Raw genomic sequence first — 16,907 nt, 5'->3', positions numbered from 1 at the left:
GCTCACCAGCCCCGAGGCTCGCCGGTCATGGTGAACTCGCCGACGAATACCGCCTTCGTCGCGTACAGGCGACTGTCGAACTCGGTCAACACTCCCTCAGCCAGGTCGATGTAGATGTAGCAGGGAAAGGTCTTGCTGCCGGCCGCGTCGGTTATCGTGCAGGTCTTCACCACCATCATCGACAGGTTCGTCGCCACTCGGTGGAACGGCCCGGTCAGATTCGCGCAGCTGACACTCGTTCCGGAGGCGTTCCCCGAAATCGTGATCGTCGATGTGCCCTCACCGTGGAGGAACGTGTCGCATCCACTTGCCGTCCCGGCGACGTCGAGAGGGCCGTAGAACGCCTTTCCGTCACCGCTGATCGACCCCAGGGCATCGATGTCGAGAGCGTAGGTGTTGGCCACGCACGGACCGAGATAGGTCACCGGCGGCACACCAGGTGAGATGGAGGCATTGATTGTCGTAACGCCCCCTCCGGTGTAGGAGTCCGTACTTGTGTCGTCCGAGGGCTGCACCACACTGGACGCGGCCGGCTCCGCGGCTGCCGCACTCGACCAGAACGACCCGGCCAACACCATGGGCAACAGCGCCGCCACGCCGAACAGCGATACCACCTTGAATTTACGAAGAGTCATACAGCGATGATGAGAATCGTCGTTACGTCGGACTTACCGAACATGGAAGACTGAGGACTCTTCGCCTGGCACGGCAACACGCCGCTTCTCCCATGAACCTCGCCGTACGACGGCTGAGAAACGTAAGGAGAAACGGCGTGTCAGGTGCGACTGTGCCGAAGCGGTTGTACCGCTACGAGGCCGTGCCGCCTTCACGGGACGGTTCGTCCCACCAGGTCGTGATGGCTTCGCTGAACTCCGCCGGCGCATCCGACTGCAGGAAGTGGCCGACTCCATGGAGCACTGTCGTGGTGTGGTTCGGGAAGATCGTTTCGAAGCGCTCGCGGTACTTCTGGTTGAAGATCGAGTCCCCGTCGGCCCACACGATCAGCGTGGGCAGCTTCTCGAGTGGGCCGAGTTGGCTCGCGAGGTCGGTGAAGAACTCGCGAGCGCCGACGATCTCCCCCGGAAGGGCGGCGCAGGGTACGCGACTCTCCGGCGTGGGCATCGCTTCGTAGTAATGCGCCATTTCGGCGTCGGTCAGCTTCCGTCGCTTGTGTGCTGAGGGGATGAAGTACTTGACGAACAGGTTGAACTGCCTGTTCAGCGCGCGCCCGACCGGGTTGCCCATGCCGCGGGAGAACACTTCGCTGGTCAGGTCGCCGTTCAACGGCCATGCCCAGGTGTTGGTCAGGACGAGGCGTTCGAACCGGTCCGGTCGTTGCACGGCGGCGTACAGGCCGAACGGGCCGCCCCAATTGTGGCCGACCAGAGTCAGTTGCGAGAGGTCCAGGTGGTCGATGAAGGACACGAGCAGCTCGGCGTGGTCCTTGGCGAGGTACTGGTTGCCAGGAGCGCCAGTGGACAGGCCGAACCCCGGGAAGTCCAGGGCGATACACCGGAACCGGTCCCGTAGAGCGGTGATGACCTCGCGGTACACGAAGGACCAGACCGGATTGCCGTGCAGCATCAGCAGGATCGGCCCCGAGCCCTCGTCGACATAGTGCACCACGTTGCCGTCCAGCTCCACGAACCGGCTCTCGAAGGGGAACAGATCGTCGTCCACCCAGGACGGGCGTACACCAGCGGAATGCCCGGTCGTCATCTCTGGACCTCCTCGGATCTTGATCTATAATCAAGTTTGCAAGTGAAAGTAAAGTACCACAAGTCGGGTATCCTGCTACGGTCTGCGTAAGTTGGCGGTCCTGCGTTTGGTGTCTCCGTGTCGCTGGCGCTTGCCATGCAGCTGGCGGCGAAGTTCGACGAACTCGGCTGGTGGCGGAACTCCGAGGTCGCGCTGGACTGCATCGCAGAACGCCTGCAGCCGGCGTTTGGCCCGGCACTGGTTGCCGTTGCGCAGCGAGGTCTCGACGATCACCCGGGTCGCCAGCTGGTTGCACCGGTCCACGTGCAGCATCTGGTACGCCGACTCCAGCAGCTCCTCGTCGTCACCGCTGTCCGCGTCGAGCCGCATCAGACGCGCCAGGGCCTGCGAACACAACAGCGCGTACCTGTGCCGGTAAGGCTCGAGCCAAGGACTCGACTCCCCGTCCACCAACGGCCCTTGCGAGACGTACCCCGAAACGCGTCTGTAGTAGAAGCGCGCTCGGTCGACGTCGCCGGCCATCTCGCACTCGTGACCGCGCTGGTACAGCAACTCGAGATCGGCTACGTCCGTCCACCACTGGTCGACCGGCTCGAAGGTGTACACCCGGTTGGCGTGGCGCCTGATGAACGAGGACTCTTCCCTCGGACCAAGCTCGGGCTCGAGCAGCCGTTTGAGTGCGTGCATGTTGACGTCGAAACGGCTGATCGCCTTGTCGGGATCGGCTTCCGGCCACAGCGTGTCGACGAACTGGTCGGCCGAACAGGGCTTGCCGGGGTTCAGCAGGAACCACAGCAGGATGTGAAGGCCTTTCCTGCGACTCGCCTCGAGTTGCACCCGTTGGTCGCCCCGGTACATCCGCAGATGTCCGAAGAGATAGACCCGACAGGTTGCTTCCCGCTCGAGCTCCCTCGGGTGGTCGACGGTACTGTCACCCACTGCTCCCCCTCCCCCTGAGGCGGAACAGTTCGTCGTCCACCCAAAACGGGCGCACACCGGCGGATTGCCCGACCAGGATGCCTGGACCACCTCTAATTCTGCTCTATACTCAAGTTAGCAGGTGAAAGTAAAGTGCTGCAACTCGGAAGCCAAGGAGAACGATGGGCAGGCGGTCCTACAGTCAGTACTGCGGTCTGGCTCGAGCGCTCGACGTCATGGGCGGACGGTGGAGCCTCCTCATCGTCCGCGAGCTCCTCGTGGGTCCCGCCCGTTACGGTGAGCTTCTGGCCGGCCTGCCCGGGATCGCCACCAACCTGTTGGCCGAACGCTTACGCGAACTGGAAGAGGCCGGCGTGATCCAGCGCCAGCTCGACGCCGACAGCAACGGCGTCGCATACGCGCTCACCCCCTGGGGAAGGGAGCTCCGTGGCACCATCGATTCGCTGGTCAACTGGAGCACCCCACTCATGGTCTCCGGTCCGCGCGACGACGACAGCTTCCGTACCCATTGGCTTGCGGTGGCGCTCGAGTCGCTTATGCGCGGCAAGCGCGCCAAGACCCCGGCAACCGTCGGCCTCGAAGTCGACGACACCCTCGTCACGGTGAGCGTCGACGAAACAGGCTTGTCCATCACCCTTGCCACCGATGCCCGGCCCAAGACCGTCCTCCGCGCCGCCCCGGCGATCGTACTGGGCCTGGCGGCAGGCATGCTGACGGTCGACCAAGTGGTCGCGGCCGGCGAACTCCGCGGCACCAAGAAAGCCCTCGCTGCCGTCTTCGCCGCCAGCTGACGTCGGGAGCCCCTGACCGTCCCGTGTTGGAGGCAGCGGCGGCGTGCTTCGTGCAAGATCTGCACTCCGGCGCTTGCGAGCAGCGTGACGCCGGACATGTCGACCGTCCGTGACGTCGTGCCGCCGAGCGTGGCAACCCGCAGTTCGTGGTCCAGTCGGTGGGCGTTCGTGCTGTCGATCGCGCCTCGCAGGGACTCTGATCAAGGTGGACCGCGGGCAGGCACAGGCCTGGACCGGTCTTGGCATGGCGGTACGCCTGCTGAACCGGCTCGGCCCGCGTGCGACCGTAGGCCTGCTGCAAGAGTTCGGTGAGCAGAAGCGTCGCAGCAAGGATCCGATCGCATCCGGAAATGGACTTGGCCGCAAGGACTTCCTGAGACTCGGGACCGGAGCGGCAGTGGCAGTCGCACTCGTGGCCATGGGCAAAACGCCGGCGTTCGCCGACCCAGAGAAGAGACTTCAGGACGCTCAAGCCTGGGTGAAGGCCAACCCCAGCAAGGTTCCGCGACATTACGGTGACCTGGCGCCCTTCAACTCGCTTTGTCGGAAGGTGATTCTCCAGGAGCTGCCACCGGCTGATCGTGGGCGGTTGATGGCAGAGCACGTTCTAGGACCAGATCCGATCGACACCCTCGCAGGAGACTGCGCCTGCAGCACCGAGAGCGACTGGTGCTCGTCAATCTGCCTCTACGACGGCTACATCCGCCAAAGTGCCACCACACACCCGCTTGGTGTGGATTCCTCTTCAATTACCCGTGCAACGGATGCTGCGAGTTCGGCTGCGGGGGCTGCTGCGCCTAACTTCGGGGTTTCATCGAGTTGGGCCGATACGGCCTTGGAAGTACGGAGATGCCTGTCCTGCTTGGAAGGATTGGGCGTGCTGATGGTCCAAGCCTTCCAGGCGGGATGGCATTTCGTAGGTGAAGGACAACCGAGAGTCCCTGGTCTGGATCCTTGATCCCGCCGCTCACAAGTCGCAAAATTCCGCGAAACCTTTCGCCCATCCCACCCCGTCATCTGGAGTGACAACGGGACCGGAGGGGTGAAGATGGCCGACGATCGGCGACGCAGTGGCGGGGACGAGACGTTCAGCGCCTATGTCGCCGCCAGGTACGCCGCGCTGACGCGGATCGCGTTCCTGCTCACCGGCGATCACCACGCCGCCGAGGACCTCGTCCAGGCCGCGCTCGCGCGTGCCTACCTGGCCTGGAACCGCATTCGCGACGAACACGCCACCGACGCGTATGTCCGGCGGATCCTGGTCAACGAGCACACCAATGTCTGGCGCCGGGCCTGGCGTCACCTCGAAACCAGTACTGCCGCACCACCCGAGCCGGTCGCGCTCAATCTCAGCGAACGCGACCGGGAGCTGTGGGATCTCGTACGCCGACTGCCTACCAAGCAACGCGCCGCGCTTGTCCTGCGCTACTACGAGGACCTGACCGAAGCCGAGACCGCAGAGGTTCTCGGCTGTTCGGTCAGCGCCGTCAAGAGCCGGACCAACCGCGCCATCGTCAACCTGCGTTCGGCTTTCGCCCCACCGGATGACTCGGCACTCGAACAGTTCCCTGACATCGCCGAGAGGAACGTCCGATGAACCATGCAACGGACAGGAACAACCCGGAGGGGCTCAGCGCCGCGATGCGGCGCATCGCCGACCAGACCACTCCAGCCGCACCCGACCCCGCCGGGACGATCAAGCATCGGGCGGGCCGGCTGCGCAGGCGCCGGATCGCCGCCGCGGCCGTCGTCGGCGCCGCGGCCGTTGGGCTCGTCGTGCCCGTCGGCGTCGCGCTGTACCCGTCGCACCAACCAGACGGCAACGTCGCCACGAGAACCACGACGCAACCCACGACAGAGCCGAAGCCAACCCAGACCGAGGACACGCGAGCCACTCCGACGTCCACGGCTAAGCGTGGTGCCGACGGCGTTGCCGAGACCGCTGTCGACTTCGGCAAACTGCCGCGCGGGAAGGCACCTGACGTGCCGTGGTACTTCGACGGCGTGATCCACGACGGCGCCCGCGAGATCCCGTTCAGAACCGGCTACCCCTGGGTCCGCAGCCTTCAGAAGGTCACCGGAGGATACGTCGTCGTCGCCACGTCGGAAGGCACCGAGGAGCCAGGGTACGAGCTCTTCCTGGTTGGCCAGAACGGTCAGCGGAACTCCCTCGACCGGGAGACGGGTGGAGGGCTGATCTTCGACCCGCTGGTTTCCGACGGCGGCAGCCAGGTCGCGTGGAGCAGGTTCAGCGGTGGCGCGACGATCCGGACCACCCTCAACACCTACGACGTCGCGGCCGGCAAGGTCACCTCCACCAAGCAGATCGTGGGCGGCGAGGAGTCCCTGCTGGAGGTACGCGCGTTCCTGGGCTCCAGCATCCTGGTCAACCGGGCCACCAACGCGCTGAGCACGCCAGTGAAGATCTGGGATCCGCGAACCGGTTCGCTGACCGACTGGCACGACTCGCTCGCCGTCGCGGGAACCTCCGCGGACAGCTCCCTGGTCGCTGTCGCCATACCGGGCTCCCACGGCCAGAGCTGCTTCGCCGTACTGGAACTTCCTGGCAAGCGGCAGCTGTGGCAAAGCTGCCAGTTCAACTCCAACGACGTGTTCTTCGCGGCCAACAACCGCTACGTCGCGAGCACGAACCACGACGTCGACAACAGCGCGACCGAGGAGCCAGGAGACGAACCGCCGCAGCCCAAGGTCACCTCCAGCGTGAACGTATTCGCATCCCGAACCGGCGAACCTGTTCTCCGGATCAAGGATCAGGCGCCTTACCAGGTGGCGTGGGAGTCGGGCGACACTTTCCTGTTCGAAGCCACCGATGCGGCGAAGAAACACGTGGCGCTCGTACGGTGCACGGTAACCGGCACGTGTGAACTGGCCACCGCACCGGAGCCGCTGGGCGCACTCTCGCCGTTCGCCTTCGCCGTCCGGCGCTGACGCCAGGCACCAATCTGGCCTTGTCCGCGACCGATGGTCCCGGACAAGGCCAGTTCCTCGCGGGCCGCCAAGCCCACGACCCTTTGCTCTCTTTCATCACGTCGTCTGTTGGTGAGCGATCGGAGTCGATCGATCCGAGGGAGGGATTCACGTGCGAGTACGACCATTGGCCGCCCTCGTCGCCGTGCTGGCGACGGTCGCAGCGGTCGGAACAGCGGCCGCGGCACCACCGCCGGCAAGGGCCACACCCGCGGCACGACAGGCGGAAAGCCATGCGGTGACGCTGATCACCGGCGACGTGGTCACCGTGTCGGCGGCACCAGGACGGCTCCCGAACGTGTCTGTTCGGCCCGGCCCTGGCCGGGAGCGGATCGGGTTCCAGGAACGGCGGACCAGCACGTCGGTACGGATCGTGCCGTCGGACGCCGGGCCACTGCTCGCGGCCGGCCGGCTGGACGAGCGGCTGTTCGACGTCACCGGCCTGATCGAGCAACGATACGACGACGCGCACCGCAAGGACCTGCCACTGATCATCGGATACACGGGTAGGTCCGGTGCAAACACGACGAAGACGAAGCAACGGCTCACCGACGCCGGCGCACAAGTCACCCGCGACCTGGGCAGCGTACGCGGCAGCGTCACGCGTACGCCCAAGGCCAGATCGGCGACGTTCTGGCGCAGCCTGCGTGACGACCCCAACGGAGTCGGCAAGATCTGGCTGGACGGCCGGGTCGAGGCCAGCCTCGACCAGAGTGTGCCGCAGATCGGCGCGCCCGATGCCTGGCGGGCCGGCTACACCGGCAAGGGCGTCAAGGTCGCGGTCCTGGACACCGGCATCGACGCAACGCACCCAGACCTGGCCGACGCCGTCCTCGAGGCCAAGGACTTCACCGGCAGCCCATCCGGGACGCAGGACAAGGTCGGGCACGGCACCCACGTGTCATCCATCGTCACGGGCAGCGGAGCCGCGTCCGGAGGCAGGTACCAGGGCGTCGCGCCCGACGCGCAGATCTTGGCCGGCAAGGTGCTCGGCGACGACGGCTACGGCTACGACTCGCAGATCATCTCCGGCATGGAATGGGCGGCGTCGGAGGGTGCCAGAGTGGTCAACCTCAGCCTCGGCGGCCCTGACCAGGCCGGCATCAATCCGATGGAGGAGGCGGTGAACCGGCTCACCGAACGAACCGGCGCGTTGTTCGTGATCGCCTCCGGCAACGATGGGCCGCACAGTGTCAGCTCACCGGGCAGCGCCGACGCCGCGCTGACCGTTGGCGCGGTGGACAAGTCCGATCAGCTCGCGGAGTTCTCCAGTACGGGACCCAGGTTCGGCGACCATGCCATCAAGCCCGACGTCACGGCGCCGGGTGTCGACATCGCGGCCGCCCGCGCGAGCGGCACGAGCATGGGCGAGGTCATGGACGACCACTACACCCGGGCCTCCGGAACGTCGATGGCCACGCCGCACGTCGCGGGGGCTGCCGCTGTCCTGCTGGAACAGCACCCGGACTGGACCGCGGCGCAGCTGAAGCCGTTCCTGATGAGCACAGCGACCCCGAACCCCGAGCTGGGCCCGTTTCAGCAGGGCACCGGTCGAGTGGACCTGGGTCAGGCGATCGCCACGACCGTGTACCCGGACCAGGGCAGCATTTCGCTGTTCAACCGCTGGCCGCACGAGGCGGAGCTCAGCCGGACAGTGTCCTACCGCAACGACGGAGAACAGCCCGTGACGCTCGAACTGTCCGTCACACTCGAGGGTGCGAGCGTTGAGCCGGAGCAGCTCACCGTGCCCGCGCACGCGACCGGGGCGGCGACGCTGCACGTGGATGGGGCACATGCGGGGATCGGCGACATCACGGGAGCGCTGACCGCCACGTTCGCCGGTGGTGACATCGCCGCGCGGATTCCGGTCAACGTCTACTCCGAGCCGGAGTCGTACGACGTCACCGCCACCGTTCTCGACCGGAACGGCAAGGACATCAGCGACGGCACGCTCCCCGTGCAACTGATGAACCTCGAGACGCTCGCCACCGTCAACACCAGCCTGACAGATGGCAAGTTGGTCGCTCGAGTGCCGAAGGGAACGTACGAGCTGCTCACCGTCGTCGAGACGGCCGGAGCCGGTGAGGTGCCGGTGAGCGCCAGCCTGATGACCATCCCCGACCTGGCCGTCGACCGGGACCAGCGACTGACCCTGGACGCCCGCACCGCTCGCCGGGTGACGGCCAAGACCGACTCGCGGTCGGCAGTACCCGCCGGAGCGGGACTGAGCATCATCGAGACGTTCGGCGACGAGGTGCTGCTGCAGGGTTGGTCGAGCCAGTACGGCGTGGGGCGGAACGCCGAGCTCTACGCGACCCCGACCGAACCGGTGACCTCGCGGGCGTACGAGTTCGGCTATCACGCCACACTGACCGAAACCCGTCCGGTGGCCAAGGGCTCGCGGCTACCCGCGTCCTACCACCTGTTGTTCCGTGAGCCTGGCCGGATACCTGAGCGGCTTACGTTCCGAGCCGACCCGGGCAATCTCGCGGTCGTCGACACACACCTGCACGCGCAGGGGGTGCCCGCCGACGCGTATCGCCTCGACACGCCCTGGCTGGTGCGCGGCGAATCTTTCGTCCCGCTGATCGACGTGGCACAGGCGACCCGGGTGCCAGAGCATCGCACTGAGTACTACTCGACGGCCGGCGACCTCGCATGGAATCTTCGGTTCGACCACGCGGTCGACGGGTCGGACACGACGTATGAGGAAGTCGACCTCCCCGCGGACGGTCGCTTCGCGCCGGGCAGACGTTATCGAGTGGACGCGAACCAGGCGGCCGTCTCCACCTGGGTCCTGTGGACCTACCGCGACGGTGAGAGAGTCCATTTCAGCGCGCTACCGGGCGCGCCGTCCAGCACGGGGTTCGCGTACGGGCTCTGGGACGAAGCCGGCCACACCGGCCGGGCGACGCTGAGCCGTGACGGCGTGGTCATTGGTAGCAGCGATGACCCGCTCCACACTGAGTTCCCGATCCCGTCAGGTGCGGCGACTTATGCGCTGCGCCAGACCGTTGACCGCGACGTCGTCTGGTCGAACCTTGCTACGCGGTCGGACACCACCTGGACGTTCCGCTGGAACGGCGACTCCTCCGAGTGGATTCAGTTCTTCACCACGATGTCACCGCGAATCTCCGGCGGGTTCGACGATCTCAACCGAGCGCCGGCTGGACAGACGTTTCCGCTGGAGGTGACGGCCCAATGGTACGGCGCGGATTCTACGCAGGACGCGCCACGGATCGAGCATGTGACCCTGGCGACGTCCTACGACGACGGCGCGACCTGGCACGAGATCCCGTTCCAGCACGACGGTAACACCTGGCGGGGTATCGCCACGCACCCGCCGAAAGGAGTGGGCACGGGCTTCGTCTCCTTGCGTACGAGCCTGGTCGACTCCGGTGGCAACCGGATAGACCAGACCGTGATCCGCGCCTATCAACTGCGATAGGCGAAACGCTCGCGCCGGTACCTGTCCGGGCCCGCCCGTCTCGGGGGCCGGACAGGAATCGGGCGGCCGGACAGGAACTTGCTGGGCTTGGCCGGCCGGCCAGCTGCAGCGGACTGGCGGACGGGATGCCGCGGAACAAGCCCTCCAGCACGAGCCGCCGGTCGGATAACGGGCGGTTGCGCTGGGCAGGCTCAGCTGAGCGTTCGCGCCTCGATGAGGAACGTGTCGAGGACGCCATCGCCCACACGCACTCTGCCCTGCGGCCGGGTCTCGCCCGGAATGGTACGGATGGCCTGGGCCTGTGCCATCAGGTCCGCGGCCTCGGCGAACAGCTGCGCGGCTCGGTCCTCGTCGCCGTTCACCCTTGCCTGCAAGGCGTCCAGCGTGTCGACGAACGCCGGTCCCCACAGGGCCAGCGCGTCCAGCCACGGCTGGCAGTCGGCGACGAAGCCCGGATCGGCAACCCTGGAACGGATCCGCTCGCTCGCACCGGCCAGCAGCCGTGCGTACGGCCGCAGCTCCCGCAGCGCGGCCGTACGGGCGGTCGTACCGCCTCCGGCCCAGGCCGTACGGAACTCCGCGAGCCGCCGGGCGAGCTCCGGCGCCTGCGGCTGCCATGGCTGCGAGCCGAACGTCGGCGCGAGGTGCTCCAGGTCGAAGAACGCCAGCAACGCCCGAACGGTGGCGGCGTCTCCGGCCGCGAGGTACTCCGCCGCCGCCAGCGACGTGGGTTCCGGCTGGTAGCCGGTGTCGTGCCAGGTGAAGTCGGCACCGCCGAACAGTGCGACCTTGCTGGCCGCCGCCTGGTTCATCGGGTTGAGCACGATCCCGGACAGCTGGGTGTGCAGGCCCGGTTCCCGTTCCGCATAAGGGGCGAGCAGGAGCCGGCCCGTCGTGTTGCCGTAGTCGTTGACCGGATAGTTGTCCCAAACGAACACCTTGCGGCCCCACACCTGCGCCGCCTGTTGCGCGTCGGCGACGCTGATGCTGGGCGGCACGACGTCGGTGCCGGTCCACATCACCTCGACCCGGGTGTCCAGTTGCTCGCGCAGGATGCGCTTGTACGCCGTTTCGTTCACGTCGCCGTACTCCGTCGGCACCATCTGCAGTGGATTGGTGCCGGCCAGGGTGTCGAGGAACTCCCGCTGGATCCTGTTGAGCAGGTCGACCTGTGCCTGTGCCGCCGCCTGCGCCGACGGATCGCCGTACGCCGTCTGGTCGGACGCGCAGTTCCAACGGGTGTAGGTGATGTCGTCGAGCGGGATGGAGAAGCTGCGCACGCCGAGGTCGTACATCGCCCGCAGTTTCGCCTCGAGCGCTTGGGTGTCGGCGGCGTCGCTGTAGCAGATCGACACGCCTGGAGACAGCGCGAACGTGAACCGTACATGGTGCGCGGTCGCCTGCCGGACGAGCTCGCCGAGCTGGGCCAGCTTCTCGGCGGGATAGGGCTCCCGCCACTGCTCGCGGTGGTACGGATCGTCTTTGGGAGCGTAGATGTAGGTGTTGAGCTTGACGCTGCCGTAGAACGCCAACTGGTCCAGGCGTTCCGCGTGCGTCCACGGGCTGCCGTAGAAGCCCTCGATCGCGCCGCGCAACGGCATCAGCGGGTAGTCGGCGATCGTGACCGCCGCGATGACGGGCTTTCGTACCAACTGCCGCAGCGTCTGCGCTGCGTAGTAGATGCCGTCGGAGTCCACGCCGGCCAGGACGACCAGGCCGCCACCGGTCCGGTTCGCCTTGCTGGCCAGGGCGTATCCCTCGGCGGGACTACCTTGCGGTGCCTGCCCGCCCGCCGCCCGGAGTGCCGTGGCGACCCGTTCGTCCGCGACCGAACCGACCACGACCGAGACCGCCGAGCTGCTCCCTTGTGGTGCGCTGGGACCGGCCACCTCGACGGTGTCGGCGCCGGCAGCGCGTAGGACCGCGACCACCAGGTCCCTCGTCGGCGCGTCCACCTCGGCGCCCACCTGCAGGCGCACGGCCCCGCGTACGACCACGCCGGGTCCGTTGCGGGTCAGCGCCTGCGGCCGCGGCATGACCGTGGGCAACGCGGCCGTCGCGTCCGAACCGCTGGGCGCCGGCGTCGCCAGCGCCGGTTGGACGACACCGGCCAGTGCGAGCACGACGAGAGCCACCAGCCCGAGCCGACGTGACCTGCGCATGGAACGCCTCCCCTGATCCGATCCTCTGACTCCTCCCGTCACCTTGGGCGCGCCCGCGACTCCGGTCAACCGTCTGCGGTGACCGTTCCTGCCTACAATGCGAAGCTCGATCGCTGATCCGACAGGCGGGAGGCCAGACGGTGGAGCTGACCGGCCGGCTGGCGGAGACCGACTGGGATGCGCATCGCCCCGCGGTCTTCGGGGCCGCCTACCGGATCCTGGGGTCCGTCGCCGAGGCCGAGGACGTCACGCAGGACGTCTGGTTGCGCGCCGCCGCCGCTGACCTGGCCGACGTACGCGACCTGCGGGCCTGGCTGGTGACCCTCGCCGCGCGGACGTCGTACAACGTGCTGCAGTCGGCACGCGTACGGCGCGAGTCGTATGTCGGGCCGTGGTTGCCCGAACCGCTGCTGACCGGGCCCGACGCCGCGACCCAGGTGCTCGTGGACGAGTCGGTGAGTACCGCGATGCTGGTGGTGATGGAGGCGCTGACGCCCGCCGAACGTGTCGCGCTGGTGCTGCACGACGTCTTCGAGTTCCCGTTCGGCCAGATCGCCGAGGTGCTCGGCAGTACGCCCGCCGCCAGCCGCAAGCTCGCCTCCCGCGCGCGGGCGCGGGTCGCGGAGGTCGAGGAGCGGCCGCGGGCGTCCAGAGCCGAGACCGACCGCGTGCTGAGGGCGTTCAAAGCGGCCGCGGACGCCGGCGACCTGGCCGCCCTGGTCAGGGTGCTGCATCCCGAGGCGGTCTACATCGCCGACGGCGGCGGCAAGACGGTCGCCGCGCGCCGGCTGGTCCGCGGTGTCGAGGCGATTGCCCGGCTGGCGATCAGGCAGGTCCGGATCCGGCAGCCCGACGCCTTCCGGATCCTCGAGGTCAACGGGCAACCCGCGCTGGCGACCTATCAGGGCGGCAAGCTGGTCTGGCTCGACACTGTGGAGATCGCCGACGGGCGGATCACGGAGTTCAGGCGACTGGTCAATCCGGAGAAGCTCGGTCACCTTTGAGGCCGCTGTCTTGTCTACCTGCCGAACCCCGATTTTCGATTTCGGGGCCAGGCTGAGAGGACTTGACGATGGCACACGTTGTGATCATTGGCGGCGGTTTCGCGGGTGTGTGGAGCGCTGCGGGGGCGGCGCTGGCCCGCAGTCGTGCCGACGGCGACGCGGCCTTGCGCATAACGCTGATCGCGCCGAACGAGCACCTCGTACTGCGGCCGCGCCTGTACGAGCCGGAGCCCGAGCTCGCCACGGTGGAGCTCAGCCGGATCCTGGGCCCGATCGGCGTTGAGCACCTGCGGGCAACCGTGAGCACGATCGACACCGACCGCCGCGTTGTGATTGCCGACGGCCAGGAGGTCGGTTACGACCGTCTCGTCCTGGCGGCCGGCAGCAAGCTCGTTCCGCCGCGGAACGTGCACGGCGCCGAACGGCTCTTCGACATCGACACGCTGGACGGTGCCCGGCGCCTTACCGACCGCTTGCGCGACCGGGAGGACTACTTCGTCGTGGTGGTGGGCGCCGGCTTCGTCGGACTGGAGGCCGTGACCGCCCTGGCAGCCCGGGGGCGCGTGCTGCTGGTGGACCGTTCGGACGTGGTCGGGCACCAGCTCGGCCCAGGCCCGCGCCCGGAGATCGAAGCCGCACTCGACCAGCTCGGCATCGAGCGCCGCCTCGCCACGACGGTGACGGAGGCCGGCGACGGATACGCCGTCCTCTCCGACGGCAGCAAGGTCGCGGCGGACGCGGTGGTCTGGTCGGTGGGCATGCGAGCCAGCGAGCTCACCCGGCAGCTCGTCAGCGATCCGGACGTACTCGACCACCTCGGCCGCGTGCCCGTGGACGAACGACTGCGAGCCCTCCCCGAGGTCTTCGCCGCCGGCGACACGGCCGCTGCCGCGTTCGACGCCACGCACACGGTCATGCAGGCATGCCAGCACGCGACTCCGCTCGGCAAGGTCGCCGGCTACAACGCCGCGGCCGACCTGGTCGGCATACCGCCGCGCGACTTCACGCCCGGCCCGTACGTCACCTGCCTCGACCTCGGCGAAGCCGGCGGCATCTTCACCCGCGGCTGGGACCGCCGCGTGATGGCGTCGGGCGTCGACGGCGGTGCCATCAAGAAACGGATCAACCAGGCCATCCACCCACCGGTCGACGACGCCGCCAAGATCCTCGCCGCGGCCGATCGGGTCTACATCGAGCTCCCCTTCTTCCCCCGCGACGAATGACCGCCTTGGCTGGGCCGGAAGGTGAACGTCCGGGCTCCGGGATCCGTCGAAGGCCGTCGGCCACCTATCTGGACCTCTCTCCCGGGACATCGAGCGGCTGCTTCCGTTCGCGATCGACACCGCGTCGTACCGGATCGATCCGTGGATCACGGGCTTCGCACGGAGCCGGCTGCGGCGCATGCAGGACGAGCCGCCACTGCTCGGAGCGTACGGCTGGGTCGACGGCCCTCGGCCGGGAGGGCAGGGGCCGACCGCGGGCCGGTTGCTGCACGCTCCCTCGATCTCGCAGGCGCTCACCGCGGCGCTGATCAGGGACCGGGCGATCAACGACCCCGAGCCGGAACGCTGGCACCTGGACGTCACGTCGACAAGCGCGCGGCGGGCCGAGCGGCTGGCTGGCCAGGCAGGGCAGCGTCACCGGCCCGCTCGAGGGCCGCTCCCAGGCGTTCACGACCTGTCCGCCGACGACCACCCGCTGTGGTTCCTCGGCCGGCAGTGGCAGCTCGGCGAGCACCAGGGCGAGGACGCCGGTTCGCCCGTACGAGTGGAGTACCGCGCCAACCAGGTGCCCATCCAACCGTTCGACGGCGACTCCGCGCTCGATCCACCGACTTCTGGACGGTCGGTCGGCGGATCTCGATCGGCCGCGCGGTGGAGGCGGCTGCCTCGGAGGCTGGCCAACCGCTACCGGCCGATGATTCTGGGCTGCGGCTGGCTCGTTGCCCGTCCCGTACGACGTGCTCAACGACCTCGGCTTCGACGGTCGCGTGCTGTTCAACCGGAGGGAGACGCTCGGCCTGCTCGACGAGTGGTTCCCCCGCGCGCGCCCCGGTCTCCGGCAGCCAGATCTCGCCTTCGTACCCTGGAACGGCCTTGAGTGCACGCTCTCGGCCGGCAGCCCGGACGCGGTTGCTGTGAACGTCGCGCCACCATCGCTGCTCACATAGAACCGTCCACCGGAGAATCCGTAGAACACAAGGGGATTCACCCGGTCGGACTCGACGATCGCGTCGGCCGGAAGGTCCCGCGACGGCGTCCAGGTCGCGCCGAGATCGGTCGTGTAGTGCACCGGCTGACCTCGCGGCGCCCAGACGAACCGGCTGCCGTCCGCGCCGGCGGCGCTCGTTCCGCCTTCGTTGACGCCCGCCGGCTCCGAGCCCTGTGTCCACGTTGCGCCTCCGTCGGTCGAGAACGCGGCATGGCTGTCGGCGGGGCGTTCGGCGTCGTTGAAGTTCCCGGCTCGTACGACGATGTTCGGTGCCCGTTCGGCGTAGTCGATGCTGGTCGCGGTGTTGAAGTTGGGGCAGCTGAAAGAGCCTACTGCTCAGGACGTCGCTCGGAGCCCTGTCGCGCGCGCAGTACAGCGAGCACAAGCCCAATGCCAGCGAAAACAATTCCCCCACCGAAGGCCATCCAACGCCAGGGCCCGGACAGGACCGCAGCCGATGCGAACAGCGCAGCCGAGATCAGCAGCACATAAACGGTTGCGTCGACTCCACGTCCCGACCTCATCTGGTTCCTCCGATGGCTAAGCTGACCCAAGAACCAATTGACGACACCTGCACCGAACCGAACACGGCCACCCGCCAGGCAGGTACCCCTGCCCCAGGCGGATATACCTTTCGTTCGCGCCGCCAACATCGCTGACAATGCACTCCCCGCCAGTCGAATCGGCACGAGACGCGTCGAGCAACCACATGCCACACCCCGAGATGGGCATCCGGAACAGAACGACCGCAACTGTGGGCCACCGCCGTCGGGTCACAGGATAAGTGTCGGCTGGCGACTGCACATTTCCCGCATGAGGATCCAACTCTTGGGAGGTGGCGCCTGTACCAGCCACAGGGCTGCCGTCCGGCGGCATTCACCTGGCGTGATCCGACGCCAGGAGCCAGCGCGAACGGCGCGGTGTCGACATCGACGACTCGTGGACCGGGCCGGTCACTGCCCGCCTCGGTCGGACCGAATGTGCTGCGGTCAGACCGATTCCTTTCGCGGGTGTGGGTGGTCTGCATTGCAGAGGTGTTCTCGGTGCTGGGGATCTGGGTGGTGTTCGGACCGGGGGGTCCAGCGATTGATCGAGTCGCCTGGGCTTTTGTGGGAAGCGATGATGTCGAGTGAACAGGTCGGGGTGGTCAGTAGATGCGGGTGAGGACATGGTGAGGACGCAGCGGTCAGAGGAGTTCGTACAGCAGACCGAGCCGTTTCGGCGGGAGCTGCTGGCGCACTGCTACCGCATGATCGGCTCGGTGGATGAGGCCGCGGACTTGGTGCAGGAGACCTACCTGCGGGCATGGCGGTCCTACGACAGTTTCGAGGGTCGCTCCTCGCTGCGTACCTGGCTCCACCGCATCGCCACCAACGCCTGCCTGTCCGCCCTGCAACAACGCGGCAGGCGGGTGCTGCCCTGTGGCCTGGGCGGTCCGGCCGAGGATCCCGATGCCCCGCCGGGCCCGGCAGAACCCTCGGTGGCCTGGCTGGGCCCGGTTCCAGACGCCTTGGTGACCCCCGAAACCCACGACCCTGCCACGCTTCTGGCCGAACGTGACAGCGTGCGGCTGGCACTCGTGGCGGCCCTGCAGTACCTGCCCGCCCGGCAACGAGCCGTACTCCTGCTGCGGGAGGTGCTGGGC

Annotated in this window: 13 protein-coding genes and 1 pseudogene; 9 read left to right on the top strand and 5 right to left on the bottom strand. The window is 67.7% G+C overall.

All coding sequences use genetic code 11. From position 1 onward, the window contains the following. Nucleotides 1-2: 2 nt before the first annotated feature. From ACYVF6_RS41045 to ACYVF6_RS41035, 3 genes are all read right to left on the bottom strand, one after another. The gene (locus tag ACYVF6_RS41045) at nt 3-635 is read right to left on the bottom strand and encodes a hypothetical protein (protein WP_460530609.1); all 633 of its coding nucleotides are present in this window, start codon (nt 633-635) and stop codon (nt 3-5) included. Between the two features lie 172 nt (nt 636-807). Beyond that, nucleotides 808-1,719 (bottom strand): alpha/beta fold hydrolase, encoded by a 912-nt coding sequence (locus tag ACYVF6_RS41040; protein WP_460530606.1) that lies wholly within the window; start codon nt 1,717-1,719, stop codon nt 808-810. Between the two features lie 75 nt (nt 1,720-1,794). Beyond that, on the bottom strand, nt 1,795-2,658 hold the full coding sequence (locus tag ACYVF6_RS41035) for an AfsR/SARP family transcriptional regulator (protein WP_460530603.1): 864 nt from the start codon (nt 2,656-2,658) through the stop codon (nt 1,795-1,797). Between the two features lie 161 nt (nt 2,659-2,819). On the opposite strand from ACYVF6_RS41035, the gene ACYVF6_RS41030 reads away from it, so the two are divergent. Then, entirely contained in the window at nt 2,820-3,449 is a 630-nt protein-coding gene (locus ACYVF6_RS41030) for a winged helix-turn-helix transcriptional regulator (RefSeq protein WP_460530600.1), read from the top strand. Between the two features lie 29 nt (nt 3,450-3,478). Here ACYVF6_RS41030 and ACYVF6_RS41025 read toward each other — a convergent pair. Then, nucleotides 3,479-3,640 (bottom strand): annotated as a pseudogene (locus ACYVF6_RS41025) (STAS domain-containing protein); the annotation flags it as partial. A gap of 14 nt (nt 3,641-3,654) precedes the next feature. Here ACYVF6_RS41025 and ACYVF6_RS41020 point away from each other — a divergent pair. The 4 genes from ACYVF6_RS41020 to ACYVF6_RS41005 all read left to right on the top strand — a co-directional run bounded on the left by ACYVF6_RS41020 (nt 3,655) and on the right by ACYVF6_RS41005 (nt 9,885). Beyond that, nucleotides 3,655-4,407, top strand: a complete 753-nt coding sequence (locus ACYVF6_RS41020; protein ID WP_460530597.1) for a hypothetical protein — start codon at nt 3,655-3,657, stop codon at nt 4,405-4,407. Nucleotides 4,408-4,497: 90 nt separating this feature from the next. Then, nucleotides 4,498-5,046, top strand: coding sequence for a SigE family RNA polymerase sigma factor (locus ACYVF6_RS41015; RefSeq protein WP_460530594.1), 549 nt, complete (start codon nt 4,498-4,500; stop codon nt 5,044-5,046). Then, nucleotides 5,043-6,398 carry a hypothetical protein gene (locus ACYVF6_RS41010; RefSeq protein ID WP_460530591.1) on the top strand — a complete coding sequence of 452 codons (1,356 nt, stop codon included), beginning with the start codon at nt 5,043-5,045 and terminating at the stop codon, nt 6,396-6,398. Before ACYVF6_RS41015 ends, ACYVF6_RS41010 begins: the two co-directional genes overlap by 4 nt. A 151-nt stretch (nt 6,399-6,549) precedes the next feature. Then, entirely contained in the window at nt 6,550-9,885 is a 3,336-nt protein-coding gene (locus ACYVF6_RS41005; protein WP_460530589.1) for a S8/S53 family peptidase, read from the top strand. A 191-nt stretch (nt 9,886-10,076) separates the two neighbouring features. Here the strand turns inward: ACYVF6_RS41005 and ACYVF6_RS41000 are convergent, their stop codons facing one another. Beyond that, nucleotides 10,077-12,047, bottom strand: a complete 1,971-nt coding sequence (locus ACYVF6_RS41000; protein ID WP_460530586.1) for a beta-N-acetylhexosaminidase family protein — start codon at nt 12,045-12,047, stop codon at nt 10,077-10,079. 140 nt (nt 12,048-12,187) lie between these two features. Between ACYVF6_RS41000 and sigJ the strand changes: the two genes are divergently transcribed. The 4 genes from sigJ to ACYVF6_RS40980 all read left to right on the top strand — a co-directional run. Continuing rightward, a complete protein-coding gene (gene sigJ / locus ACYVF6_RS40995; protein ID WP_460530583.1) occupies nt 12,188-13,051 on the top strand; it encodes a sigma-70 family RNA polymerase sigma factor family protein in 864 nt (287 codons plus the stop codon). 68 nt (nt 13,052-13,119) lie between these two features. Further along, nucleotides 13,120-14,274 carry an NAD(P)/FAD-dependent oxidoreductase gene (locus ACYVF6_RS40990; protein WP_460530580.1) on the top strand — a complete coding sequence of 385 codons (1,155 nt, stop codon included), beginning with the start codon at nt 13,120-13,122 and terminating at the stop codon, nt 14,272-14,274. Nucleotides 14,275-14,993: 719 nt separating this feature from the next. Then, the gene (locus ACYVF6_RS40985; protein WP_460530577.1) at nt 14,994-15,221 is read left to right on the top strand and encodes a hypothetical protein; all 228 of its coding nucleotides are present in this window, start codon (nt 14,994-14,996) and stop codon (nt 15,219-15,221) included. A gap of 1,209 nt (nt 15,222-16,430) precedes the next feature. Beyond that, nucleotides 16,431-16,907: sigma-70 family RNA polymerase sigma factor (locus tag ACYVF6_RS40980; RefSeq protein ID WP_460530574.1), on the top strand; the 477-nt coding region annotated here is incomplete at its 3' end.

The sequence above is a fragment of the Flindersiella endophytica genome (assembly GCF_054779015.1).
This window is presented reverse-complemented; position numbering and strand designations above follow the sequence as displayed.